Below are 23,522 nucleotides of genomic sequence, written 5' to 3'. Positions count from 1 at the left end.
CGGTCGCTGAAATCGGTGCCAGCCCTGTCAGCAGGGTATGTGCACAGCCATTTTTGCCCAAGGCCGCTTCACCACACATTGTTAGGGAGTCACCATGTCTGATCGCTTTTCCTCCAAGGCTGGCGCTGGCCGCCGCGCTGTACTGACTGCTGCTGTGCTGGCGCTGGCCGGTGCCTTCACCGTGCCTGCCATGGCCCAAGACGCGGCCAAAAAGCAGTTGCGCATTGGCGCCACTGCTGGCTCCAACTACGACCTGCTGCAAGAAGGTATCGTGCCCCAGCTCAAGGCCAAGGGCTACAGCGTCAAGCTGATCGAGTTCAACGACTACGTGCAGCCCAACCTGGCGCTGGACGATGGCTCGCTGGACGCCAACTTTTTCCAGCACCGCGCTTATTTTGACCAGTTCACCAAAGACCGCAAGCTGGCGCTGAGCGCCATCGTGCAAGGCCCTGTGGCGCCGATGGGCGTGTACTCCAAGAAGTTCAAGAGCATCAACGACCTCAAGAGCGGTGCCCGCGTGGCCCTGCCCAACGACCCCAGCAACCTGGCGCGCGCGCTGCTGGTGCTGCAAAACGCAGGCCTGATCAAAATCAAGGACGGTGTGAACCCCGCCCGCGTATCCGAGCTGGACCTGGCCGAGAACAAGCACAAACTCAAGTTCCTGCCCCTGGATGCGGCCCACCTGCCCCGCGCCCTGGAAGACGCGGACTTTGTGGTGGTCAACGGCAACTTCGCCATGTCTTCGGGCCTGAAGCTGAGCGAAGCCGTGGTGCTGGAGAAAACGCCAGACCAGTACCTGAACGTGGTGGCTGTGAAAGCCGGTAACGAGAACACCCAGTGGGCCAAGGATTTGGCGGAGGCCTACCGCTCACCCGCTTTCAAGCAGGTGGTGGACACCAAGTTTGTGGGCTATATGAAGCCTGCTTTCTTGCAGTAAGCAGCGCCGCTTCAGCGCTTGCCCCATCCCCCAAAGGCTGCCGTGAGGCAGCTTTTTTTGTGCGTGGTTGGCATCCAGCGGCCTTATGCCACTCCGCATCCCCAAGCGTTGTTACCCCGGCTATGCCGCCATGGCCTGCAGTGAAGCAGCCATCCAATGCCTCTCTATATATCAATTAGAAATATGTGATCTATTTTTTATTGGTTTGGGTTTGAAAGATGTTTGCCGATACTGCACTTCATCAGCGCGGCGTACAGCAGGTTTGCCCACATCGCGCGATGCACAACCGACCGGAGGCAAGACACCATGTTTATTTTTCAACCCCAGCGCCGCGTACTGTTGGCCACCACTTTGGCACTGGCCACCTGGGCCGCAGCCCCTGCCATGGCGCAATACGCCAGCAAAAAACAGCTGGTGATTGGCGGCACAGCGGGCTCCAACATTGACCAGCTGCAGGCCGGCATCGTGCCGCTGCTGACTGCCAAGGGCTACAAGGTCAAGCTGGTGGAGTTCAACGACTACGTGCAGCCCAATCTGGCGCTGGCCGATGGTTCGCTGGACGCCAACTTTTTTCAGCACGAGGTGTATTTCAACCAGTTCAAGGGCGACCGCAAGCTGGATCTGAAGGCGCTGGTGCAAGGGCCGATTGCGCCCATGGGTGTGTATTCCAAGCAGCGCAAAAGCTTGGCGGATTTGAAGGAGGGCGACAAGGTGGCGTTGCCCAACGACCCCAGCAATCTGGCACGTGGGCTGCTGTTGCTGCAGCAAGCGGGGCTGGTCAAGCTCAAGGAGGGCGTGAACCCGCTGCGGGTGTCGGAGCTGGATTTGGCCGCCAACCCCAAAAAGATCAAGCTGCTGCCGTTGGATGCAGCGCACCTGCCGCGCTCTCTGGATGACGCGCAGTACGCCATCATCAACGGCAACTTTGCGATTTCTTCGGGCTTGAAGCTCACGGATGCCGTGTTGCTGGAGAAAACCCCGGAGCACTACCTGAACGTGGTGGCCGTGAAAACCAAGGACCAGGGCGCCCAATGGGCCAAGGACTTGGAAGCGGCTTTCCGCTCTGCCGCGTTCAAGCAGGTAGTGGATACCAAGTTTGCGGGTTACGCCAAGCCTGATTTTTTGCAATAAACCAGTGGGTGTGTAGAGGGAACGCATTAGGGGCAGCCTGGGAGGCTGCCCTTTTTTTGTGAGGCAGATGCAGGGGGTCTGGCTAGTTTTGAAGGAAAACAGCTGCCAGCGCTTGCTGCATAAGCGATGGCAGCTATCAAAACCGTGAAAACTGCGGCCTCTCAGCGTGGCAGCGCGCCATCACTTCGGCGTGCAGGTGGGCAAAAGCGCGCCATTCCATGGCTTGTAGCTGTGCCACCTGCTGCGCGGGCAGCGCGTGCGTGAGGGCGGCGGCGCCCAGGTCGCTCAAGATGGCTTCGCCCGTGGTGGGCTGCCACAGAATATTGTGCGCATACAGATCGCCGTGCAGCACGCCCCGTGCGTGCAAATGCTCCACCGCGCTGCGTACACAGGCCAGCAGGCGCTGGGCGGTGGCGGGTGTGAAGCACGTGCCGGGCGCATACACATCGCGCGTGCAGCTGGACAGGCTGGGTGGCCCCGCCAGGTTCTGCCAGCCTGCGGCCAGCAGTGGCAAGGCCATGGCCAGTTGGCCGTGCGGATGGCCGTGTACCTGTGCCAGCGGCGTGAGCAGGTGAGGGTGCTGGCCTGCGGCCATGCCGGCAGCCAGCTCGGACTGCGGTGTGCCGTCACTGGTCCATGCCGCTTTGAACACTTTGAGCGCAATCGCCTGCCCTGTGTCGGTACGTAGGGCGCGGTAAATGTGGCCGCTGGCGCCTTCGCCCAGCAGTTCATGCACTTGCAGGTTTTGATAAGAAATGGTCTTTTGCGCAGATGCACAAAGCGCTTGCAGCTCACTTTTTTGGGTAGCCGGGTTGCCGGCGACTGCAGGCCAGGCCAAGGCGGGCAACTCCAAGAGCTGGCTTGGAATGCGGGTGAACTGGTTGCTGGCCAGGCGCAGCAATTCCAGCTGGGTGCAGTCACGCAGGTCTGGCAAGGCCGTGAGCTGGTTGCACGAGAGCATCAGCTTTTGCAGGCGGGGGCGCTGGCCCAGGCTGGCGGGCAGGGCGGTGAGCTGGTTGTCGGTCAGGATCAGCCAGCGCAGGCGTGCGGGCAGGCTGTTTTCGGGGATGTGGGCAAGCTGACAGGCTTTGAAGCCCACCATTTCCAGCTGCGGGCACTGGCCCAGCACAGCGGGCAGGGTGGTGAAGGGATTGTTGGAGGCAAACAGCACGCGCAACTGCGTAAAGCGCGAGAAGTCGTCCGGCAAGCTGGTGAGCAGGTTGCCGGACAGATCCAGCAGCTCTAGCGTGTCGGCCAGATGGAACAGTTGGCGGGGAAATTCGGTGAGGCCCAGGTGGGTGAGCCGCACGTGGCGCGCGCCAGCCAGTGCGCCGCTATGTAAATCGTCAAGGGTATGCATGCAGGCGCCAGTGTAGGCGCAGCTGCATGCACGGGGCCGCAGGGTGGTGCCGGCGGTTGCTGGCGGGGTTTACTGGGTTACGGCTTCAATGTGCGTAATCAGCAAGTTGCCGCCGCCCGTGTCTTCCACACGGAAAACCACCTTGGTGCCGGGCTGCAGTGTTTGGGCCTGGGCGGGGTCTTTCAGGCCGAACACCATGGTCATGGGTGGCATGCCCAGATTGGCAATTTCACCGTGGCGGATGGTGAGCTTGCCGCTGCGCGCATCCACGCGGGTGATGACACCTTCGGTCAGGGCGGCGCCCGCAGCAACGCTGGCAATTGGGGCCGCATGGCTGCTGTGGTCCGCAGGGTTTTGGGCGGCTGCGGGGTTGGTCGCCAGCAACAGCCCCAAAGCGCTGGTGGCAGCGCGCAAAGTGAACCCACTGGTCATGGTGTGCACTCCTGGTGTTTAGCGGTAGCTGGTGAAGACACGGGCGTTGACGTTGTTGCCCATCAGGTTTTTGCTCACCAGCAGCACGTCGTACGGGTCTTTGCGGCCGCCGTATTCGGGGCCATCCATGCCGGGGCTGCCAATCGGCATGCCGGGCACGGTAATGCCCAGCGCCTTGGGCTTGTCCTTGAGCAGCTTGTGCACGTCGGCGGCGGGCACATGGCCTTCGACCAGGTAGCCGCCGACCAGCGCGGTGTGGCAAGAGCCGTATTGCGCGGGCAAGCCCAGCTTGGCGCGCACGGCGGTGTTGCCCGTGTCATGTACTTTCACGCTGAAGCCGGCTTGCTCCATCAGCACGATCCAGTCCTTGCAGCAGCCGCAGTTGGGGTCTTTCCAGACTTCCATGGGGATTTTGGCGTGCGATGCTGCCAGCGCAGGCAGGGCGGCCATGCCTGCGGCAGCCGCCAGCAGGTGCAGGGCGTGGCGACGGGTGGTTTTCTGGGTGGTCATGGGGAGTTCCTTTCTCTCTGGAGGTGATTTCGTTATTCCGTAACGGTGAAGGTGCCGGTCATGCCAGCTTGGTAGTGGCCCGCGATCAGGCAGGCAAACTCAAAACTGCCGCTGCGGTTGAAGTTCCACACTAGGTCTTCGCTGGTGCCGGGGGCCACGTGGGCCATATAGGGCTCGGCATGCTGCATGCCGGGAAACTTCAGCATCATCTGTGCATGTTCATGCAGGCTGGCCTGCGTGCCCAGCACCACCTCATGCATGATTTGCCCTTGGTTGACCACATGCAAACGCACGGTTTCACCGCGCTTCACGCTGAAGTGGTTGGGGCTAAAGCGCATGTCGTCGGTCATGTTCAAGGTGATGGTGCGCACAGCGCTGCTGGCATCGCCGGCAATCCCCCAGGCTTTTTGTTCTTTGACCATGAGGCTCGCTGGCGCATGGCTTTCATTGCCATGAGAAAAAACAGTGTTAGCGAGTGTCAGTAAAGCGCTGATAGCTATAAATTTCAGAGTTTTCATGGGTGCATTCCTTTAATGCTGGGCGTGGCCGTTGCTGGACTCGGGTTTGCGCACGCTGGGTGCGCCCGGCGATTGGCCTGGTGGGGTTTGCCGGGGCGCGCCGGCCTCCAGCGGCTGGCCCTGCCAGGCGTAGGCCTGGGTGCCCGGGGGCTGCGTGTGCCAGCCGGGGTCGCCGTAGTCGTTGGCACCCAGGTGCTTGCGCACCTTGAAGGTGGTGAACATGCCGCCCATCTCGATGTTCCCGTAGGGGCCTTGGCCCGTCATCATCGGGAAGGTGTTGTCGGGCAGGGGCATTTCCATGGCGCCCATGTCGCCCATGCCCCGCTCGCCCATCAGCATGTAGTCGGGCACGATTTTCTGGATCTTGCCCACCAGGCCGCGGTGGTCCACGCCAATCATGGTGGGCACGTTGTGGCCCATGGCGCCCATGGTGTGGTGGCTCTTGTGGCAGTGCAGGGCCCAGTCGCCGGGCTCGTCGGCGATCAGCTCGATCTGCCGCATCTGGCCCACGGCCACGTCGGTGGTCACCTCGGGCCAGCGGGCGGACTTGGGCACGGGGCCGCCGTCGGTGCCGGTGACCTCGAACTCGTGGCCGTGCAGGTGGATGGGGTGGTTGGTCATGGTCAGGTTGCCCACGCGGATGCGCACCCTGTCGCCTTGCTTGGCCACCAGCGGCGTGATGGACGGAAAGGCCCGGCTGTTGAAGGTCCAGATGTTGAAATCCGTCATCTCGTTGATGCGCGGCGTCATCGCCCCAGGCTCCACGGCATAGGCGGCCAGCAGGAAGGCGTAGTCGCGCTGCACGTCGGCAATCAGCGGGTGGCGGCCCTTGGCCTGCACGTTCGGGTGGGTGATCCACAGGCCCATCATGCCCATGGCCATCTGCACCATCTCGTCCGAGTGCGGGTGGTACATGAAGGTGCCGGGGCGGCGCGCCGTGAACTCGTAGACAAAGGTCTTGCCCGGCGGGATGTGTGGCTGGTTCAGCCCGCCCACACCGTCCATGCCATTGGGCAGGCGCTGGCCGTGCCAGTGGATGGTGGTGGCCTCGGGCAGGCGGTTGGTGACGAAGATGCGCACCTGGTCGCCCTCGACCACCTCGATGGTCGGTCCGGGCGACTGGCCGTTGTAGCCCCACATGTTGACGAAAAAGCCCGGTGCGACCTCGCGCACCACGGGTTCGGCCACCAGGTGGAACTCCTTGACGCCGGCGTTCATGCGCCAGGGCGTGGTCCAGCCGTTCAAGGTGACCACCGGGTGGTAGGGCCGGCCATTGGGCGGCGTCAGCGGCGCGGCCGTGTCGGCGTTGCTTTGCAGGACAGGTTCGGGCAGGGCCGCCATGGCGACCCGGCTGACGGAGGCAGCAGCCACTGCGGTGGCGGCGCCGGTGAAGAAATTGCGGCGGTTCATGCTCAGTGGCCTTGTGCAGGGGATTCGGACGGTGTGGCCGGGCTCGAGAGGCGGGCAGCCCCTGCGCCTGGCGAGGTGCTGTACAGCGCCAGTTGCAGGTCCACATCGGCCAGCCAGAAGTCGCGCTGGGCCTCGGTGGCGGTGGCCACGGCCTGGGTGGTGGCGCGGGCCTGGGCCAGCAGCTGCCAGGTGCTGATGAACATGCCGTTGTAGCGGTAGACGGCCTCCTCCTGCATCTGCTGGGCCAGAGGCAATACCTCGGTGCGCTGCTGCTGGGCCAGGTCCCAGGCCGTGCGGTAGCGCAGCCAGCTGGTGCGCGCCTCGCTGCGCGCCTGCAGGGCCGCGTTGCGCAGCTGGGCACTGCGGTGCTGCAACTGCGCGCGTGCGCCGGCCGCGGCCACGCCACCCCAGTCGAACAGGGGCAGGGGAAGCTCCAGCTCCCAGCCGCGCGTGACCTCGTCGTTGCGTGTGGCGCGGTCGGTGGTGGTGTTGCGGCTGTAGCTGGCGCCGATGTCGCCAAACAGCGCGCCCACGCGGGCGAAGCCGTGGCGATCGGCCGTGGTGTCCAGCTCACGGCGCAGGGCGCGCACGTCCAGGCGCTCGCGCAGAGCGGTGGCCTCGGCATCGGCCCCGGTGTGCAGGGCCTCGCCCTTGGGCAGGGGTGGCAGGCTGTCCGGCAGGGCAAAGTCGGCCTGCTGCCCCCACAGGCCCATCAGGCGGGCCAGTTGCTCGCGCTCCAGGGCCGCGTTCAGGCGGGCGCGGGCCAGTTGGGCGGCGGCGTCGTGCTGCACGCGCAGCTCCTGGGCCTGCTCCCGCTTGCTGAAGTTGCCGACCAGGGCCATGCGCCGGGCCAGCTCGCCACCAGCTGCGGCGGCCTCGTGCATGCGTTCGGCCGCCAGCAGGCTTTGCTGCGCGGCCACGGCCCGCAGCCAGGCGCGGCGGGTGTCGGCGGCGTGCAGCAGCACCTGCTGGGCGGCGGTGAGCGTGGCCTGCTCCAGCTGCCAGCCTTGCCAGCGGCTGCGCCACGGCAGGGTGATGAGCTGGACCAGGTTGAGGCTGAGCTGGCGCTCGATCTCGCGCTCATGGCCGTTGACGAAGCGCCCCAGCGTCAGCGTGGGGTTGAACAGGGTCAGGGCCTGGGCGCGCTGCGCATCCTGGCGGGCCAGCTGTGCCAGCTGGGCTTGCAGGCTGGGGCTGCGCAGCAGGGCGATGCGCACGGCCGTGTCGGCATCGACCGGTTGGCTCAGCCACTGGGCGATCTGTGCCTCGGTGGCTTGCTGTTGCACCGCAGTGGCGCTGGCTTCGGGCGTGGGCAGGCTGCTGCCCGCCGGAAGGCGCGCGGCAGTGTGAGCGTTGACTGCGCTGCGCAGCCCATCGGGGGCCACGCTGGCACAGCCGGCTAACACCAGCGCGCCAATCAGGGTGGAGAGACGGAGCATGCGGCGCTTCATGGCTGGCCTCCGTGCCCATGCTGTGCCGCTGCTGCATCTGGCTGGGCAGCTGGGGCTACGGCTTGCTGCGCGGCTTCCCAGCGCAGCACATCGGCGTGACCCCGTGGAAATTCACCGACTGCTGCATTGGCAGGGCGCCAGTCTTGAGGGGCCGCAATTACCGCGCTGCTGGTAGGCAGCGGCGGGTGAACCAGCGCGCGCTGCGGTGCTATCGCTTCAGCGGCTGCAAGGGTAGAGGTGGGCGGTGTTTGGGCCATGGCCCAAGGGGTGGTGCTGCTGAAAGCGAGCAGCCACAGACAAGCAAGGTGCGCGGTGCGCATGCAGCAATCTCCTGCGACAAGATGAACCAAGCATCGGCAGCGGTGTTTGCATGCAGCAAACGGCAAACTGCGGACGCACTTTGGGTATCAGGTCTCAGGCGATGGGTGGTTTGATGGCTTGCACCAGCGTGGCGCTGAGAAAGCGTGACTGCCCGCTGGCCGGTTGTGCGTGGGCCTGCAAGCTTGAAGGCGGTGCTAATACGGTCGGTGTGGAAAGCACGGAATGGCAGATGCCGCACGCCGCACAGGGGGTGCTGTGGTGGTTGCCACCGCAGGCCGGTGCGCTGTCCGTGGTGGTGGCGCAGTGTGTGCTGCCGTGGTCGGTGCTGGTGTCGTGCAATGAACCGCCGGTATCGGCTGCTTGCGCTGCATGGTGCGCTGCGTGCGCGGGCATATCCAGCGCTACCGTGGTGGCCGCAGGCTGGTGGGGGGGCACATTGGGCATGCTGCCCATGGCCATGGCGTCGCCCAGCAGACCGCGCAAGGTCAGCAGCAACATCATGAACAGGGGCAAGAAGCGGCGCATAGGTAGGAATGATGCCAGAGTGGTGCCAAAGTTCCATGCAGATGGTTTTAGGGCATCAACACGGTTTATCCACCATAGCGACCGGGGCGGTGGTTCATGGACAGCACTTGGTTGAGCGTGAGGGCCGCCAGGATGGACCACAGGGCGCGCTCGGTATCCACAATGAAAAAAGCGCTGAGCAAAATCAGGCAGTCCAACGCCATTTGCACATAGCCCGCGCGCCAGCCGTAGCGCTGCTGCAGGTACAGCGCCGCAATGCCCAGGCCACCCATGGAGCAGCGGTGGCGAAACAGCACCAGCATGCCCACGCCCATGAGCATGCCGCCCACCACTGCTGCATAGGGAGCTTGGATGCTGTCGATATGAAAAAAGCGGGGCTGCAATTCCGTCACCAGCGACAGCAGGCCCACGGTGCAGAACGTTTTGAAGGTGAAGGCCCTGCCCATTTTGCGCAGGGCCAGCCAGTAAAAAGGCAGGTTGAGCAAGAAGAACCACAGGCCAAAGCCGATGTCGGTGGCGTAGTGCAGTGCAAAGCCCAAGCCCGCCATGCCGCCGGTAACCAGCCCCGCCTGCTTGAAAAAAGCCACTCCCACGGACACCAGCAGCACGCCGGTGATGATGGCGGCCACGTCTTCAAGCGTGGTGTGCGGTGGCGGGGCGCTGGGCGCTGAAGCAGGGCGGGACGATGGAGAGGGCTTGCTCATGGTGCGAAGGATCTGTGCGCGGCGTGGTTTTGCGGCGCACAGATTATGCAGTCTGCCTGCTTAAACGGCGGGTTTTTTGTGTGCCGTGCGGCGCAGGCGCAAACCGTTGGCCACCACCAGCAGGCTCACGCCCATATCGGCCAGCACGGCCAGCCACATGCTGGCGTGGCCGCTGACAGCCAGCGCAAAGAACCCGGCTTTGATACCCAGCGCCAGCCCAATGTTTTGCCACAGCACGCGATGGGCGCGCTGCGACAGCGCAATGGTGTCGGGGATGCGACGCAGGTCGTCATGCATGAGCACCACATCGGCTGTCTCCATGGCCATGCCGGTGCTGTGCGCACCGCCCATGGCAAAGCCGATGTTGGCTTGGGCCAGGGCGGGGGCGTCGTTGATGCCATCGCCCACCATGCCCACGGCACCATGGGCTTGCAGTGCATGCAGGCGCTGCAGTTTGTCTTCGGGCAGCAGGCCACCTTCGGCCTGGGTGATGCCCGCCTGGGCGGCCATGGCCCGCACCGCATCGGGGTGGTCGCCGCTGAGCACCACGGGTGCAATGCCCATGGCTTGCAGTTGCTGGACGGCCTGCCGGGCTTGCGGGCGCAGCGTGTCGGCCACGGCAAACAGGGCCAGTACGTGGCTGCTGGTGGCCAGCAAGCTGATGCTGCGGCCCAGGCTGCTGTGGGCGTGCACGGCGGCTTGCAGGTCGGGGCTGGTCAGTCCGTTTTCCTGGGCCCAGCGCAGGTTGACCAGGTAGTAGGTAGCGCCGTGAATGCGCGCCTGCACGCCGCGCCCGGGCAGCGCTTGCAGGTCTTGGACGGGCGAGGCGCTCAGCCCTTCGGCATGCAGACCTTGGGCAATCGCGTGAGAGACGGGGTGGGTAGAACGCGAGGCCATCTGCCACGCCAGCAAGGCCGCATCGGCTTGGGAGGTAGTGGCGTTGTCGAGCACCTCCCAGGCCACCAGCGCAGGCTGGCCGGTGGTGAGGGTGCCGGTTTTGTCCAGCGCGATGGTGCGCAGATGGCGTGCAGACTCCAGCACGCTGCCACCTTTGAGCAGCACGCCATGACGCGCTGCTGCTGTCAAGGCGCTGACCACGGTGACGGGCGTGGACAGCACCAGCGCACATGGGCAGGCAATCACCAGCAGGGCCAAGGCTTGGTACAGCGCATCCAGCCACGCCCAGCCCAGCAGCAGCGGGGCCAGCACGGCCAGCGCCATCGCCAGCACCATCACGATGGGCGTGTAGATGGCGGCAAAGCGGTCAACAAAACGCTGGGTGGGCGCTTTGCGGGCTTGGGCCTGTTCCACGGCTTTGACGATGCGCGCCAGCATGGAGTCGGCGGTGGCGGCCGTGACTTGCACTTGCAACTCGGCCTGCTGGTTGATGCTGCCTGCCCACACGCTGTCGCCCAGGGTTTTGTCCACGGGCACGCTTTCGCCAGTGATGGGGGCCTGGTTGACGCTGCTGTGGCCAGCGGTGATGGTCCCATCCAGCGGAATGCGGGCGCCGGGGGGCACGCGCACGGTGGCACCAGTGGGCACCTTGGCGGTGGGCTGGGTGTGGCTGCTGCCGTCGGGCTGCAGCACTTCGGCGGTGTCGGGTGCCAGGCCCAGCAGGTTGCGAATGGCCAGGCGGGCACGGTCCATGGCCTGGTCTTCAATGCGCTCGGCAGCGGCGTACAGCGCCATCACCATGGCAGCTTCGGGCCACTGGCCAATCAGGAAGGCGCCAGTCACGGCCACGGCCATCAGTGCATGAATGCCCAGTTGCAGGTGAGCCAGGCTTTTGAGCCCCGCTTGGTACACGCCCAAGCCCGACAGGCCAATCGCCACCACGGCCAGCGCCATGCCTGCATATTCGAGCGCGGGGATCTGCGGGGCGAGCCAGTGCGAGGCTTCAGCCAGCAGTGCCATGACCAGTGCAGCGCCGATGCGGGGCCAGCCCGGCAGCACGCCGTGGTCATGGTCGTCTGCGTGGCTGTGCGCTGCATGATCGTGCTTGTGCCCATCATGGTCAGAGTGCGCATGCGCTTTGGAGGCTGCGGGTGAGCAGCAGGGCGAGTGCGTGTGTTTGGTGTCCATGCCATGATTGGAATGTTGAAAGTCACTTGAAGGTCAAGCCCATGACAGCACTGCGCATAGGGGAGGCAGCCAAACGCACGGGCGTGTCGGCGGTCAATATCCGTTACTACGAAAAAGAAGGGCTGCTGGCACCCGCTGCCCGCCACGACAACGACTACCGCTTTTACGGTGAGGCAGATTTGCACCGGCTGCGCTTTATCCGGATGTGCCGGGCGATGGATATGTCGCTGGATGAAGTGCGCACTTTGCTGGCGCTGGACGGTCGCAAGCCCGACGATTGCCACGCGGCGGCGGCCACGATTGAAGCGCACTTGCACCATGTGCGCCAGCGCTTGAAAGAGCTGCGCGCGCTGGAGAAAGAGTTGCAATCCCTCAAAGCGGTGTGCGATGGCCAGCAGCCGCGTTGCAATCTGATTGCCGCCTTGCATGCACAGGCCGATGCCAGCTTGCCGCCCGAGCCCGGCTCGCATGTCAAGCGTCATGTCTAACAGCGTGCTCTAAGGCCCGTGCGCATCGCTTGGGGGCGGGGAGGCTTCACCCATCCGCAGGCAAGGCGATGCAATAAAAAGAGAGCTATCAGCGCTTAGTCAATCAAGCTTTGAAGCATAAAAAAGCTTGAAGTGCTTGTTTTAAAAGCGCTAGCAGCTATATTTTTTTGCGGGTAAGCGTGCGGGTGACATCCTTGCGCTTTTGTGCGGCTTGTCACTGCAAAGTCACCGTTGCGGCAACAATGGCAGCATGCATAGCAAAGATGGAATCTCCAGTTTTGACTGGCGTGGTGTGCGTGCCATGGTGTTTGATATGGACGGCACCTTGCTCAACACCGAATATGTGATCGTGCAAGCGGCCAGCCATGCGCTGGTGCATCTGGGCCACGCGCCGCTGCCAGAGGGCTACCACATGCCCAATATGTTTGGTACGGCCGCAGACTTGATGCTGGATGTGCTGCACGAGCGCGGTGTGCCCGTGCCGCCGGGCGGCCGCGCCGAAGCGGGGGCGCTGTTCGAGCGCTTTTACGCGGCGCAGCCTTCTGGTGCTGCGCCTTTGTATGACGGCGTGCTGGACTGGCTGCAAACCGCCCAGGCGCGCGGCATTAAGCTGGCAGTGTGTACCAACAAACAGCATGCGCTGGCACTCAAGGGGCTGGAGGCCGCGGGCATTTTGCACCTGTTTGAGGTAGTCACCGGGCGCGACAGCTGCGGTGTGGCCAAACCTGCGCCAGAGCCTTTGTTCCACACCCTCTCCTACCTGAAAGTCAGCGCGCAAGATACGGTGTTTTTTGGCGATACGCACGCCGATGCAGGTTGCGCCGAAGCTGCAGGCGTGCGGTTTGTCTGGTTCAAATCGGGCTTTGGCACCGAGCGGGTGCGGGAGTTTGCGCAAGTGCTGTCGTTTACGCAGTACAGCGAACTGGCATTTGCGCCTGCATAAAGCGCAGGCCGCGCAAAGGCGCGTGCGGTGGTGGTGGTGGCAGCATGCCTTCACGCGCCATGCTGCGCCGCAATGTGTTTAAAACTGGAAGGTGGCGCCCACCAGCGGCCCGCCTTGGCTGAAGTCCAGCTGCTTGCCGTGATTGCGGTAATTGACCTGCAAGTGGCGATAGCCCAGCGAAAAGTGAATATTTTCTCGCCACTGGTAATTGATGGTGCCCAGCATCTGCCACGTGGCGTCGGAGCCCACTCCCCATCCCCCGGTATCCACGTAAACCAGCGAAGACCACTGGGGTGCAAAGTCGTAGCGCCAGCGCACCGCAACCACGGGGTCGACAAAAGAAGTGCTGGACTGCACAGCGGCGATGCCAGGTAGGGTGACTGAGGCGTCAATATCCCACAGGCGTGCGCCAGCCAAAAAATCCACACTGGATTGCTTGGCCCACTGCCAGTTGTAGCCCCCAGTCAATGTCACGGAGGTTTGGCGCACCTTGGCGCGGGCAGAAAGGCCCAGAGGCAAGGCCGCAGAGCGGGACGCAGACGCATGGCTGGCATCCCCATGCAACACCCAGCGCCCTTGGCGCGCTGTGCCGGACACAAAGAACGCAGCGTCCAGATTTTCCAGAATATCGGAAAACGATTGCTCCACATGCGCAGCAGGCGCTCCCCGCAAGGGCTTGATGTGCCCATCCAGTCCGGTCATCCAGACATAGGGGGTGAGCTGAAAACGCCATGCCTCAGGTGAAGCTGTTTGCGCAGTGGCTGGGCCATGCAAAGCAAGGACAGCGCCGCAAAGGATGGTGCTTTTGAGCGTCAAGCCAAAGGGATACGGCAGTTTTTTCATGGCAAAAGTCAATAATGTGTCATCGCTATATTACTGATGGCTTGTCATGCGGCGCATCTGGCATTCCCGCTCTATAGATCGGCGATCTGCGCTGTTTCCCTATTTCTCTGCAGGAGGTTGAATGACCCTGAAATTTCCGCATATTCGCCCACAATTGGCGGCACTTTTGCTTATTACAGGGGCCGCAGCAGCCTCCAGTGCTTGGGCCTGCACCAGGCTGGTGTTTCATGGCGCCGATGGGCAGGTTGTGACGGCGCGCTCGATGGACTGGAAGAGCGACATCGTCAGCAATCTGTGGGTGCTGCCGCGAGGCATGGCGCGCACCGGGCAGACCGGCCAGCACACCATCCGCTGGACCTCCAAATACGGCAGCGTCATCACCTCGGGTTACGACATTTCTACGACCGATGGTGTGAATGAGGCGGGCCTCAATGCCAATTTGCTGTGGTTGGTGGAGTCGGAATATCCGGTCTTTGATGCCAACAGCAAGCCGGGGCTGACGATTGCCGCATGGGCGCAGTACGTGCTGGACAACTTTGCCACGGTACAAGAGGCGGTGGATGTACTCAAAACGCAGCCCTTTACCATCGTTTCAGATAACGTGCCGGGCGAAAATCGACTGACTACGCTGCACCTGTCCATGTCGGATGCCAGCGGTGATAGCGCCATCCTGGAATACATTGGTGGCAAGCAGGTGATTCACCACAGCCGTGATTACCAAGTCATGACCAATTCTCCGATTTTTGAGGAGCAGCTTGCACTCAATACCTATTGGCAGCAGATCGGTGGCACCACCATGTTGCCGGGTACCAACCGTGCAGCCGACCGCTTTGCGCGCGCATCGTTTTATGTGAATGCCATTCCCAAAGACCAGAGTCCGAACAAAAATTTGGCCAGCGTATTCAGCGTGATTCGCAATGTCTCGGTGCCTTATGGCATCAGCACGCCCGGGCAGCCAAATATCTCATCGACCCGCTGGCGCACGGTGTTCGATCACCAGCGCAAGCTGTATTTCTTTGAGTCCGCTCTAACGCCCAATACCTTCTGGGTGGATCTGAATGCGCTGGATTTCAGTCCACAAAGTGGCAAGGTGCTGAAACTGGATCTGGGTGCAGATCAAAGCCATACCTACGCAGGCAACGCAACACCCGCCTTCAAGCCTGCTGTGCCCTTTCAATTTTTGGGCATTTAAGTGGTTGCAAGCTTGTGTCGGTGCACCGTGAACCAGCCTTGGTTTCTATAACCTAATGAAAAACATTCAGCCCGCACAAGGCGGGCTGTGGTGAGGAGGGAGCCGCTGGCTGGGCGTTAGCGTGTTACGGGCGGTGCACCGCGAAAACCCAGGGCTTGAGAGATTTCAAAAGCTGTGCTTTGCAGCTTGGGCAGCCAGCCTTCATCCAGACGGTCGGCGGGAGCGGAGATGGACAGGGCGGCTATCAGCTTGGCCTGGTCGTCATAAATACCTGCAGCCATGCAGCGCACGCCCAGTTCCAGCTCTTCGTTGTCGTAGGCAACGCCGGTTTCGCGGGCTTTGCTCAGTTCGCGCTCCAGCATGGGCAACTGGGTCAGGCTGTTGTGGGTGTTGCCTGCCAAACCCGTGCGCATGGCGTAGGCACGCACACGCTGGGGCTCGTCTGCCGCCAGAAACAGCTTGCCGTTCGAAGTGAGGTGCAGGGGCGCATGGCCGCCAATCGCACGTACTACCTGCATACCGGAGCGTTCGCTGTAGGCGCGCTCAACATAGACGATTTCATCGCCTTGGCGCACGCTCAAATTCACGGGTTGCTGGATTTGCTTGTGCAGCAGGCGCATGGCGGGCAAGGCGGTTTCGCGCACGCTCAGGCGGGCTTTGACCAAGTTGCCCAATTCCAGCAGGCGCATGCCAAGGCGGTAGCTGCCAGATTCGGGGCGGTCCACAAAACGGCCTGCGGCCAAGTCGTTCAAAATGCGGTGTGCTGTGGAAGGGTGCAGGCCGGTTTTTTCGCTGATGTCTTTCAAAGACACAGCCTCTTCGCGTGATGCCAGTACGTCGATCAGGACAAACATGCGCTCCAGCACTTGAACACTGGGTTTGGCGGGTACGTCTTGATCATTTTTCTTCATGTGGAATCCCAGTCTCTCAGATGGGCGGATTCTAGCCGCCACTGGTCGGCGTGACACACATCTTTGGTGTGGATAGCCCCCTTCAATCGATCTCTTCAGGTTTTGTCGACGCGATGCCACAAGTTGTCGCGTAAAACCTCATGGGGATGAAATTGCGCCTTGTAGCGCATATTGGGCGACTGCTCGATCCAGTAGCCAAGGTACACATAAGGCAGCCCCATGCTGCGTGCAAATGCAATTTGCCACAGCACATTGAAGGTGCCGTAGCTGGCGCTCGGGTCGGGTTCGTAGAAGGTGTAGACCGCAGACAGGCCGTCTTCCAGACAGTCAATGATGGACACCATGCGCAACGCGTTGTTGGCATGGGGATCGCGAAACTCGACCAAACGTGTCTCCACACGGCTTTGCAGCAGGAACTGGGTGTACTGCTCGACGTTGTCTTGGTCCATGCCGCCGCCGCTGTGGCGTGCGTGCTGGTAGCGCTGGTACAGGTCGTAATGCTCTTGCGAAAAGTGCAGGCGCTGCACGCTGATCTCAAGCTCTGCATGCTGCTTTCGTGCGCGGCGCTGGCTGCGCGTGGGCTGGTATGCCTGCGTGAGCACGCGCAGCGGCTGACAGGCACTGCAGTGGCTGCAATACGGGCGGTAGGTAAATAAACCGCTGCGGCGAAAGCCCTGGCTAACCAAGGCAGAGTACACCTCTGCCCGGATCAAATGACTGGGCGCTGCGACCTGTGAGCGAGCCTCTTGCTGGGGCAGGTAGCTACAGGGGTAGGGCGCAGTGGCATAGAACTGCAGGCTGTAGTGCGGCAGGTCGTTGAGCTGTGTCATGCGGTACGGAACTTCAGAGTCTTCAGCAAAGCGTGTCCCAGTATACGGGGCGGAAATTCCAGTCCATGGCGGGCTGCTGCTGCTGGCGAGCTGCTTCAGTCAGAAAGTCTGCGCGGGACTGTTCACGCGCACCCAGGGAGGCCAAATGGGCGGTGGCTTGCTGGCAGTCGATTTGTGTGGCTCCGTGGTGGCGGCACAGCCCCACCAGCGCCGCCAGCGCGACCTTGGATGCATCGGTTGCATGGGCAAACATGGATTCACCATACACAGCCTGCCCAAGGGCTATGCAATATAAGCCGCCCACCAATTCGTTGTTGACCCACGTCTCCACGCTGTGTGCCAGGCCCTGCGCGTGCAAGTCGCAGTATGCCTCCAGGATCTCAGGCACGATCCAGGTGCCGTTTTGCCCCGCACGGGGTGTGTTGGCGCAGTGGGTAATGACTTGTCGAAAGCTGGTGTCAATACGCACCTCATAGCCGGGCATGCGTATGAACTTGCGCACGGTTTTGCGCAGCGAGGGATGCAGGCGAAAATCGCTGGTCTTGAGCACCATGCGCGGATCGGGTGACCACCATAAATTAGGCTGCCCGGGGCTGAACCACGGAAAAATGCCGCGCTGGTAGGCTGCCTGCAAATGGGGAGCATCCAGCACCCCGCCTGCCGCCAGCAAACCGGGCATGGGGGAGTCTTCCCCCCAGGCAAGGTCTACAGGGGGGAAATCATCATCGGCATCCAGCCAAATCAGGGGTGGTGCTTGCATTGTTGGTATCAAAAAAATATGAATTTGGGTTTGCTCGCAGTGCCTCACCCATCGGCTTGGGCGGTGCGGCCAGTGCCACTCCTACATCCAACACTGTCCTATGGGGACAAATGGTGCGATGGATCATGGCTATGGTTGCATCAGTATCTTCGGCGGCATTATGTGATGCTGGCTCCGGCAGATGCGGATGAAGGAGGTGGAATCATGTTGTCTATGGGTTTTTTTGGTACGGAGCCACGCTACATCCGCCGTGCGCGTGCCTATCTGGAAGAAGCACGCATGGCAATGCTGGAGCATTCCATGGCGGCGGAGCACTACCAGGCTTCCGCAGACATGTACGCTGAGCGCGCGCGTCGCCTGGAGCAAGAGATCGCGACCTGGGAGGCGAAAAAAAATGGTGTGGAAGTCATGGAGCCTGTGCATGAGGCGCCTCCAGCCAAGCATGCGGCGCATGGTCGTCTAGAGCCCTCGCGCAAACAAGCACTGCCTAAAGATAAGACTTCGGTTGGCATTGTGCGCGCTGCATGAGGGCTGCTTGCTGGCAGCGCACAAGAAAAAAGCCAAGCATTTTGCAATGCTTGGCTTTTTATGTGGCTCCCCGACCTGGGCTCGAACCAGGGACCTGCGGATTAACAGTCCGTCGCTCTACCGACTGAGCTATCAGGGAATATTGCGGTATTGCCTTGTTTTTGAAATTGCAAGGCGACAATTTTGGCTCCCCGACCTGGGCTCGAACCAGGGACCTGCGGATTAACAGTCCGTCGCTCTACCGACTGAGCTATCAGGGAATATTGCGGTATTGCCTTGTTTTTTGAAATTGCAAGGCGACAATTTTGGCTCCCCGACCTGGGCTCGAACCAGGGACCTGCGGATTAACAGTCCGTCGCTCTACCGACTGAGCTATCAGGGAATACTCGGTAAGTTTTGCAGCGCAAAACTAAAAATCTTGTTGGCTCCCCGACCTGGGCTCGAACCAGGGACCTGCGGATTAACAGTCCGTCGCTCTACCGACTGAGCTATCAGGGAACAAGACCTAGATTATATACATGGATTTTTGGCGCTTTGGAAAGTTGCCTCAAAAAAGAGAAGCAGGTGGGGCTTATGCAGGTTCGGGCCGCAGCCACAGCCAGAGCAAAACCGCCGCCATGCAACCGCTGGCCATGATGCGTAACCACATGGGGGTGGGGGTGAACCAGAGCACAACCGCGCATACGCCCATCATGGCGGCAGCGCTGCGTTTGGCGCGGCGGCTGACACAGCCCCCTGCATGCCAGTTTTGCAGCATGGGGCCAAACAGGCGGTGGTTCCACAGCCAGGCATGCATGCGCGGTGAACTGCGCATGGCAGCCCAGCCTGCAATCAAGATAAAGACGGTGGTAGGCAAGCCTGGAATAAACACGCCCGCAACGCCCATCAGCAAAGAAAGCGCGGCCAGCCCCCGCAGCAGCCAGCGCGTGTACCAACGGCGCGCCACGGCAGGAATGGGCATGGCGGCATGCGGTGGTGGTACTTCAGGCTTGGCGGGCAAGGACATGGCGTGATTGTGCCCGTAGCGCCCAGGTGCAGACGATGGTTATGGGCAAGCACTTTGAAAAACAGAGCTTTCAGCGCCTGTGATTCATAGCTTTCCAATGGTTTTGGTAGTGAAAGCAATGACTGATGAGCGCTGGCTGCTATTGATATCTTCATAGCAAGATGGCGCTGTGCTTGGGAGGCGGGCAGAAAAAAGGCCTGCAAAGCAGGCCTTACGACAACAGCAGGCAGCACCAGCGTGGATTAATTTCTCGCAGGCGTAGCGCTGGGCTTTTTGTCTGCAGCGGGGCTGCTTTTGCTGATCTTGCCCATAAAGAGCACGGTGAAGTAAATCCACATGGCGATAACGATCAAGATCACAATCAGGCTCATCAGGCCGTAGTCTGTGGAGATCAAATCGGTGAGCATCTTCATAGCAAACATCCTCCGCAATCAGTCATGGGTGAGTAAAAGTACGTCCACTATCAGGGGTGGGGGGCATCTGGCGTTTGCGACACATCAAGGTGCGCGGCTGCGCGGTTTGCGTTAGAGCAAGGGTCTGGCGAGGCGGTTTTTTGCATACCATCGCTGCGTTGCCGATCAGCGGTAGCAAGCTTTTATTTTTGAATGGATAACGACAGATGATCGACCCCTCCAGCGTCACGCACAGTGTGCAATTGGCTGTAGCTCCCGTGTTCTTTTTGACGGCCGTGGCAGGCATGATCAGCGCCGTGGCTGGGCGGCTGGCGCGCATCATTGACCGGGCGCGTGTGATGGAAGACCGTGTACGCGCCAGCACCGATGAGGAGTTCATCCAGCGCGGATTGATGGAGCTGAACTATCTGCGCAAGCGTGGTCGTATTGCCAACTGGTCGATTGGTTTGCTCACGCTGTGCGGGTTCTTGATTGGGCTGACGATTGTGTTTCTGTTCATTGGACAGGCATGGGTGGCCGAGCAAGGGCACCATGTGGCGGTGTTTTCGTTTTTGGCTGGGGTGGTTTCTTTTATTGCCGCGCTGGCCTGCTTTATGTGGGAGACGGTGTTGGCCACGGATTTGCTGAATTTCAATGTGCTGGAGATGGACCGGAAAATGCGGCACTGAACCTGAAGCACACAAGTGCAGTGTGCGCATGGATCAGAAAAAAGGAGGCTGTAGAGCCTCCTTTTTGTATGCGATGCATGCCCCGCCATTCAGTTTTTGGGGTCGATGGGGTCCAGCCACGACTGGGCGGCACCAATCACGCATTGGGTCAGCCGCTCCAGCCCCGTCTGCGCGTTGCGCGCATGGGCCCAGTACAGCGGCACGGAAATGCCGGTGCCTGGCAGCAGCTCCACCAACCGGCCATCTTTGAGATGGTCCTGGATAAGCACGGTGGGGTGCATGCCCCAGGCGATATGGGCTTCGCAGGCGCGAATGAAGGCATGGGCCGAAGGCACCCAGTGGCGCGGTGGCATGTGCCGCGCAGTGACGCCTTGTTGCTGCAGCCACTTGTCTTGCATGGCGTCTTTGCGGCCATAGGTCAGCATCGGCGCTTGTGCGAGGGTATGGGCCGTGATGCCTGCATCGCCAAAGTAGCGCGCTATAAAGGCCGGGCTGGCGGCGGCCACGTAGTGCATATTGGCCAGGGGCCAGATGTTGCAGCCGGTGATGTGACTGGACGATGCGGTGACTGCCGCCATCACTTCGCCTTCTTTGATGCGCTTGGCCGTGTGGTCTTGGTCATCAATGCTGATGTCCAGCAACTCATTGCCGCCCTGGGTGAAGGCGGCCATGGCATCCACAAACCAGCTATTGAGTGAGTCTGCATTGACGGCCAGCTTGAGGGTGGGGCGTGCAACCTGCCCTTCAGGCACCAGCTCGGGGTTGGCGCGGCGCAATTCGTTTTCCAGCAGGGCGACCTGCTCCACATGCAGACACAGGCGCCGTCCCGCTTCGGTGCCGGTGCAGGGCGTGCCGCGCATGACCAGCACTTGCCCCACACGCTCTTCCAGCAGTTTGATGCGCTGTGAAATGGCGGAAGGCGTGACGTGCAGCTTGCGCGCGGCACGGTCAAAGCTGCCTTCGCGCAGCACGGCGGCCAAAGCTTCCAACCCAGCGTAGTCGAGCATGTAGTAAAACTTAATTTGATTGAGATTGTTTAATTTTACTTATGTTCTTCGCCCTTCGACAATTGCGGGCATGTGGACTGCAAACATTACTGCTTCGTGGCTGGCTGGGTTTACCGTGTGCCTGTCGCTCATTATTTCGATTGGTGCGCAAAACCTGTATGTGCTCAAACAGGCGGTGCGCGGCCAGCATGTGCGCGCTTGCGTGGCGTGGTGCGTGGTCTCTGACGCCTTATTGATTGGCCTGGGTGTGGCCGGTATGGCGCAATTGCTCAGCAGCCAGCCCGATGTGGCGCGGTGGCTGGGCTGGGGTGGGGTGCTGTTTTTGTTGGGCTACGGCAGCTTTGCGCTGTGGCGCATGTGGCTGGCACCCGATGCTTCGGTGGTTGCAGACAGCACGCAAGTTGCGCCCCGTGGCTTGCTGGGGGTGCTCAGCGCATTGGCGGTGATTACCTTGTTCAACCCCCATGTGTATCTGGATACGGTGGTTTTGGTCGGCTCAATTGGCGCGCGCCAAGAAGGTCATTTGAAGTGGATGTTTGTGCTGGGTGCTGCCTGCGCCAGCCTGGTGTGGTTTGGTTTGCTCAGTTTTGCAGCACAGCGCATGCGCGGTATTTTTGCCAAGCCTATGGCATGGCGCGTTCTGGATGGCCTGACGGGCGTGATGATGTTGGCTCTGGCCTACTGGGTATGGCAAGGCTTGCCGGAAGCAATTTGAATTTGAGTCTGAGCTTGGGGTGCCGCTATCAAAAAAGCCCGTAGCACATGGCGACGGGCTTTTTGCAAGGTGGAGCCAGCGAAAGCGCTTAGTTCAGGCGTGCCAGCACTTCCAGCAGCTTCCACTGGTTGGCCAGAATTTGGTAGTGCGCGGTTTCGCCCGTTTTTTGACTGACCGCCTCAATGAACACCACATTGCCTTGCGATTGGGCGGGCTTCATGGCGGGTTTGATCTTGTCGTAGTTATAGCGCTCGGCCAGGTCGCCACGGAAATTCAAAACACGGTCACTGCCACTGGACAGGTGTGCAGCAAACAGCTCCAAGGTGCGTGCCAAGGTAACTTCGCTGAGACCGACGGTGATGGCTTTTTCCATGGGGATGGACGCGTTATCGCTCATAAAGATGATCCGGTTAAATAAACAAGGTGCAATGCGTATCTGCTGTGGGCATGCATCATGCCGCAGCAAGGCCAAAATTTGTACATGTAGAAGCAAATTGCTCGGGCTAGGGCTTGCGAACTGTTGTAAACAGTGCTGATACGGGATAAAAAAAGCGCTACCGAAGTAGCGCTTTTTTGTGGAGTGCCGTGCGGGCACAGCACCCGTCATACAGCACGTTGGCAGTTACGTATTAGAAGGCAGGAACGACAGCGCCCTTGTACTTCTCGATGATGAACTTTTTGGTCTCTGGCGAATGCAGGGCCTTCATCAGTTTGGCAATGTCAGCACCATCAGCGCGGTCCTTGCGAGCGGCCACGATGTTGGTGTAGGGCGAATCTGCACCTTCGATGAACAGCGCATCCTTGGTGGGGTTGAGCTTGGCTTCAATCGCGTAGTTGGTGTTGATCAGCGCCAGGTCCACGTCGGCCAGGGCGCGGGGCAGCAAAGGTGCTTCCAGTTCCTTGAACTTCAGCTTCTTTGGGTTCTTGACCACGTCCAGCGCAGTAGCGGTCAGGTTGCTGGGGTCTTTGAGCTCAATCAGACCTTGCTTGGCCAGCAGCAGCAGAGCGCGCCCACCGTTGGAGGGATCGTTGGGGATGGCCACTGTGGCGCCGCTCTTGAGCTCAGCCACGTTTTTGACTTTGTTGGAGTAGGCACCAAAGGGCTCTACGTGCACCTTGCCGTTGGGCACTTGCACCAAGCTGGTCTTGCGGTCTTTGTTGTAGCTGTCTAGGTACGGCTGGTGCTGAAAGAAGTTGGCGTCCAGCTGCTTGTCTTCCACGGCAGCGTTGGGCTGCACGTAGTCGCTGAATTCCTTGACTTGCAAGTCAATGCCGTCCGCCTTGAGCTGGGGCTTGATGAAGTTCAGGATTTCTGCGTGGGGCACGGCAGTGGCAGCCACTTTCAGAACGTCAGCGGCTTGGGCAGACAAAGCCAAAGTGGCAATGGCTACGGCGGTCAGGGTCTTCTTCAACATATTGATTCCGTTCAAATAACAGTTCAGTGCTGTGTTGTCTCAGCCCTGTGCGCACCGATTGCGGCTTCAGGGTGTGGGGCAAGTGTAATCTTGGTGCTGCAGTCCGCTAAGTAATTTTTCATAATTTGGTTATAAAGAAAGTGGTTTTTATGCAATTTATTGCGTTTTGGAGTGTCTGTGCAGCCTGAAGACTTGGAAAAGCTGGTGCGCACCCGCATGCCGTTTGGCAAACACAAAGACATGCTGCTCTGTGATTTGCCCGGTAACTATCTGGCGTGGTTTGCGCGTGAGGGCTTCCCCGCTGGGGAGATCGGCCAGCTGCTGCAGCTGATGCATGAGCTGGATCACAACGGCCTCAAAGACTTGCTGGCGCCTTTGCGCATGCAGCGTTAGCGCGAACGTGGCTGGCGCTGGGGCTG

Annotated in this window: 28 protein-coding genes and 4 tRNA genes; 9 read left to right on the top strand and 23 right to left on the bottom strand. The window is 61.0% G+C overall.

Features of this window, described 5'->3' with window-relative positions:
- Window positions 1-94 precede the first annotated feature (94 nt).
- Together QEP12_RS07535 and QEP12_RS07530 are read left to right on the top strand one after the other, a co-directional pair.
- On the top strand, window positions 95-937 hold the full coding sequence (locus tag QEP12_RS07535) for a MetQ/NlpA family ABC transporter substrate-binding protein (protein WP_174863364.1): 843 nt from the start codon (window positions 95-97) through the stop codon (window positions 935-937).
- A gap of 306 nt (window positions 938-1,243) precedes the next feature.
- Window positions 1,244-2,068, top strand: coding sequence for a MetQ/NlpA family ABC transporter substrate-binding protein (locus QEP12_RS07530; protein WP_174863365.1), 825 nt, complete (start codon window positions 1,244-1,246; stop codon window positions 2,066-2,068).
- 136 nt (window positions 2,069-2,204) lie between these two features.
- On the opposite strand, the gene QEP12_RS07525 is transcribed toward QEP12_RS07530, so the two are convergent.
- From QEP12_RS07525 to QEP12_RS07480, 10 genes are all read right to left on the bottom strand, one after another.
- Entirely contained in the window at window positions 2,205-3,428 is a 1,224-nt protein-coding gene (locus QEP12_RS07525) for a leucine-rich repeat-containing protein kinase family protein (protein WP_284213859.1), read from the bottom strand.
- Window positions 3,429-3,497: 69 nt separating this feature from the next.
- A complete protein-coding gene (locus tag QEP12_RS07520; protein ID WP_284213858.1) occupies window positions 3,498-3,860 on the bottom strand; it encodes a copper-binding protein in 363 nt (120 codons plus the stop codon).
- 18 nt (window positions 3,861-3,878) lie between these two features.
- Window positions 3,879-4,370 (bottom strand): DUF411 domain-containing protein, encoded by a 492-nt coding sequence (locus tag QEP12_RS07515; protein ID WP_174863366.1) that lies wholly within the window; start codon window positions 4,368-4,370, stop codon window positions 3,879-3,881.
- 32 nt (window positions 4,371-4,402) lie between these two features.
- Window positions 4,403-4,888, bottom strand: coding sequence for a cupredoxin domain-containing protein (locus tag QEP12_RS07510; protein ID WP_174863367.1), 486 nt, complete (start codon window positions 4,886-4,888; stop codon window positions 4,403-4,405).
- Window positions 4,889-4,900: 12 nt separating this feature from the next.
- Window positions 4,901-6,298 (bottom strand): multicopper oxidase family protein, encoded by a 1,398-nt coding sequence (locus tag QEP12_RS07505; RefSeq protein WP_284213857.1) that lies wholly within the window; start codon window positions 6,296-6,298, stop codon window positions 4,901-4,903.
- Window positions 6,299-6,300: 2 nt separating this feature from the next.
- Window positions 6,301-7,749, bottom strand: a complete 1,449-nt coding sequence (locus QEP12_RS07500) for a TolC family protein (protein WP_284213856.1) — start codon at window positions 7,747-7,749, stop codon at window positions 6,301-6,303.
- A complete protein-coding gene (locus tag QEP12_RS07495; protein WP_174862626.1) occupies window positions 7,746-8,069 on the bottom strand; it encodes a hypothetical protein in 324 nt (107 codons plus the stop codon). The genes QEP12_RS07500 and QEP12_RS07495 overlap by 4 nt, the downstream gene beginning before the upstream one ends.
- A gap of 94 nt (window positions 8,070-8,163) precedes the next feature.
- Entirely contained in the window at window positions 8,164-8,595 is a 432-nt protein-coding gene (locus QEP12_RS07490; protein ID WP_284213855.1) for a hypothetical protein, read from the bottom strand.
- A 65-nt stretch (window positions 8,596-8,660) separates the two neighbouring features.
- Complete coding sequence (locus QEP12_RS07485) at window positions 8,661-9,299, bottom strand: YitT family protein (protein ID WP_174862628.1); 639 nt, start codon at window positions 9,297-9,299, stop codon at window positions 8,661-8,663.
- Between the two features lie 60 nt (window positions 9,300-9,359).
- Window positions 9,360-11,384, bottom strand: a complete 2,025-nt coding sequence (locus QEP12_RS07480; RefSeq protein ID WP_284213854.1) for a heavy metal translocating P-type ATPase — start codon at window positions 11,382-11,384, stop codon at window positions 9,360-9,362.
- 41 nt (window positions 11,385-11,425) lie between these two features.
- Between QEP12_RS07480 and QEP12_RS07475 the strand changes: the two genes are divergently transcribed.
- Both QEP12_RS07475 and QEP12_RS07470 read left to right on the top strand, forming a co-directional pair.
- The gene (locus QEP12_RS07475) at window positions 11,426-11,872 is read left to right on the top strand and encodes a MerR family transcriptional regulator (protein WP_219164247.1); all 447 of its coding nucleotides are present in this window, start codon (window positions 11,426-11,428) and stop codon (window positions 11,870-11,872) included.
- Between the two features lie 250 nt (window positions 11,873-12,122).
- Entirely contained in the window at window positions 12,123-12,815 is a 693-nt protein-coding gene (locus tag QEP12_RS07470) for an HAD family hydrolase (protein WP_284213853.1), read from the top strand.
- 78 nt (window positions 12,816-12,893) lie between these two features.
- On the opposite strand, the gene QEP12_RS07465 is transcribed toward QEP12_RS07470, so the two are convergent.
- A complete protein-coding gene (locus QEP12_RS07465) occupies window positions 12,894-13,658 on the bottom strand; it encodes a hypothetical protein (protein ID WP_284213852.1) in 765 nt (254 codons plus the stop codon).
- 121 nt (window positions 13,659-13,779) lie between these two features.
- Between QEP12_RS07465 and QEP12_RS07460 the strand changes: the two genes are divergently transcribed.
- The gene (locus QEP12_RS07460; RefSeq protein ID WP_174862709.1) at window positions 13,780-14,850 is read left to right on the top strand and encodes a linear amide C-N hydrolase; all 1,071 of its coding nucleotides are present in this window, start codon (window positions 13,780-13,782) and stop codon (window positions 14,848-14,850) included.
- A 116-nt stretch (window positions 14,851-14,966) separates the two neighbouring features.
- On the opposite strand, the gene QEP12_RS07455 is transcribed toward QEP12_RS07460, so the two are convergent.
- The 3 genes from QEP12_RS07455 to aat form a co-directional block, all read right to left on the bottom strand.
- Window positions 14,967-15,761: an IclR family transcriptional regulator gene (locus QEP12_RS07455; RefSeq protein WP_174862708.1), complete on the bottom strand. Its 795-nt coding sequence runs from the start codon at window positions 15,759-15,761 to the stop codon at window positions 14,967-14,969.
- Between the two features lie 95 nt (window positions 15,762-15,856).
- Window positions 15,857-16,591 (bottom strand): arginyltransferase, encoded by a 735-nt coding sequence (locus QEP12_RS07450; RefSeq protein ID WP_174862707.1) that lies wholly within the window; start codon window positions 16,589-16,591, stop codon window positions 15,857-15,859.
- A gap of 22 nt (window positions 16,592-16,613) precedes the next feature.
- Window positions 16,614-17,351: a leucyl/phenylalanyl-tRNA--protein transferase gene (aat, locus tag QEP12_RS07445; RefSeq protein WP_174862706.1), complete on the bottom strand. Its 738-nt coding sequence runs from the start codon at window positions 17,349-17,351 to the stop codon at window positions 16,614-16,616.
- A 204-nt stretch (window positions 17,352-17,555) separates the two neighbouring features.
- Between aat and QEP12_RS07440 the strand changes: the two genes are divergently transcribed.
- A complete protein-coding gene (locus QEP12_RS07440) occupies window positions 17,556-17,879 on the top strand; it encodes a hypothetical protein (RefSeq protein WP_284213851.1) in 324 nt (107 codons plus the stop codon).
- 63 nt (window positions 17,880-17,942) lie between these two features.
- Here QEP12_RS07440 and QEP12_RS07435 read toward each other — a convergent pair.
- The 6 genes from QEP12_RS07435 to QEP12_RS07410 form a co-directional block, all read right to left on the bottom strand.
- A tRNA-Asn gene (locus QEP12_RS07435) sits at window positions 17,943-18,018 on the bottom strand.
- Between the two features lie 45 nt (window positions 18,019-18,063).
- Window positions 18,064-18,139: transfer RNA gene (locus QEP12_RS07430), tRNA-Asn, on the bottom strand.
- A gap of 46 nt (window positions 18,140-18,185) precedes the next feature.
- Window positions 18,186-18,261: transfer RNA gene (locus QEP12_RS07425), tRNA-Asn, on the bottom strand.
- A gap of 40 nt (window positions 18,262-18,301) precedes the next feature.
- Window positions 18,302-18,377 (bottom strand) — tRNA-Asn (locus QEP12_RS07420).
- Window positions 18,378-18,450: 73 nt separating this feature from the next.
- Window positions 18,451-18,885 (bottom strand): YbaN family protein, encoded by a 435-nt coding sequence (locus QEP12_RS07415; protein ID WP_174862704.1) that lies wholly within the window; start codon window positions 18,883-18,885, stop codon window positions 18,451-18,453.
- A gap of 242 nt (window positions 18,886-19,127) precedes the next feature.
- Complete coding sequence (locus tag QEP12_RS07410; RefSeq protein ID WP_174862703.1) at window positions 19,128-19,298, bottom strand: DUF3149 domain-containing protein; 171 nt, start codon at window positions 19,296-19,298, stop codon at window positions 19,128-19,130.
- A gap of 206 nt (window positions 19,299-19,504) precedes the next feature.
- On the opposite strand from QEP12_RS07410, the gene QEP12_RS07405 reads away from it, so the two are divergent.
- On the top strand, window positions 19,505-19,966 hold the full coding sequence (locus tag QEP12_RS07405) for a DUF2721 domain-containing protein (RefSeq protein WP_284213850.1): 462 nt from the start codon (window positions 19,505-19,507) through the stop codon (window positions 19,964-19,966).
- A gap of 89 nt (window positions 19,967-20,055) precedes the next feature.
- On the opposite strand, the gene QEP12_RS07400 is transcribed toward QEP12_RS07405, so the two are convergent.
- On the bottom strand, window positions 20,056-20,973 hold the full coding sequence (locus tag QEP12_RS07400; RefSeq protein ID WP_284213849.1) for an HTH-type transcriptional regulator ArgP: 918 nt from the start codon (window positions 20,971-20,973) through the stop codon (window positions 20,056-20,058).
- 70 nt (window positions 20,974-21,043) lie between these two features.
- On the opposite strand from QEP12_RS07400, the gene QEP12_RS07395 reads away from it, so the two are divergent.
- Window positions 21,044-21,688: a LysE/ArgO family amino acid transporter gene (locus QEP12_RS07395; RefSeq protein ID WP_174862701.1), complete on the top strand. Its 645-nt coding sequence runs from the start codon at window positions 21,044-21,046 to the stop codon at window positions 21,686-21,688.
- Window positions 21,689-21,776: 88 nt separating this feature from the next.
- On the opposite strand, the gene QEP12_RS07390 is transcribed toward QEP12_RS07395, so the two are convergent.
- Window positions 21,777-22,085, bottom strand: coding sequence for a hypothetical protein (locus QEP12_RS07390; RefSeq protein ID WP_174862700.1), 309 nt, complete (start codon window positions 22,083-22,085; stop codon window positions 21,777-21,779).
- A gap of 232 nt (window positions 22,086-22,317) precedes the next feature.
- Window positions 22,318-23,103: a MetQ/NlpA family ABC transporter substrate-binding protein gene (locus QEP12_RS07385; RefSeq protein WP_284213848.1), complete on the bottom strand. Its 786-nt coding sequence runs from the start codon at window positions 23,101-23,103 to the stop codon at window positions 22,318-22,320.
- Window positions 23,104-23,280: 177 nt separating this feature from the next.
- Here QEP12_RS07385 and QEP12_RS07380 point away from each other — a divergent pair, with 177 nt between their 5' ends.
- Window positions 23,281-23,496, top strand: coding sequence for a DUF3820 family protein (locus tag QEP12_RS07380; protein WP_174862702.1), 216 nt, complete (start codon window positions 23,281-23,283; stop codon window positions 23,494-23,496).
- Window positions 23,497-23,522: the final 26 nt, after the last annotated feature.

It is taken from the genome of Comamonas jiangduensis (assembly GCF_030162955.1).
GTDB classification, from domain to species: Bacteria; Pseudomonadota; Gammaproteobacteria; order Burkholderiales; family Burkholderiaceae_C; genus Comamonas; species Comamonas jiangduensis.
The sequence above is the reverse complement of the archived record's forward strand: the minus strand, read 5'-3'. Positions and strand labels throughout refer to the sequence as shown.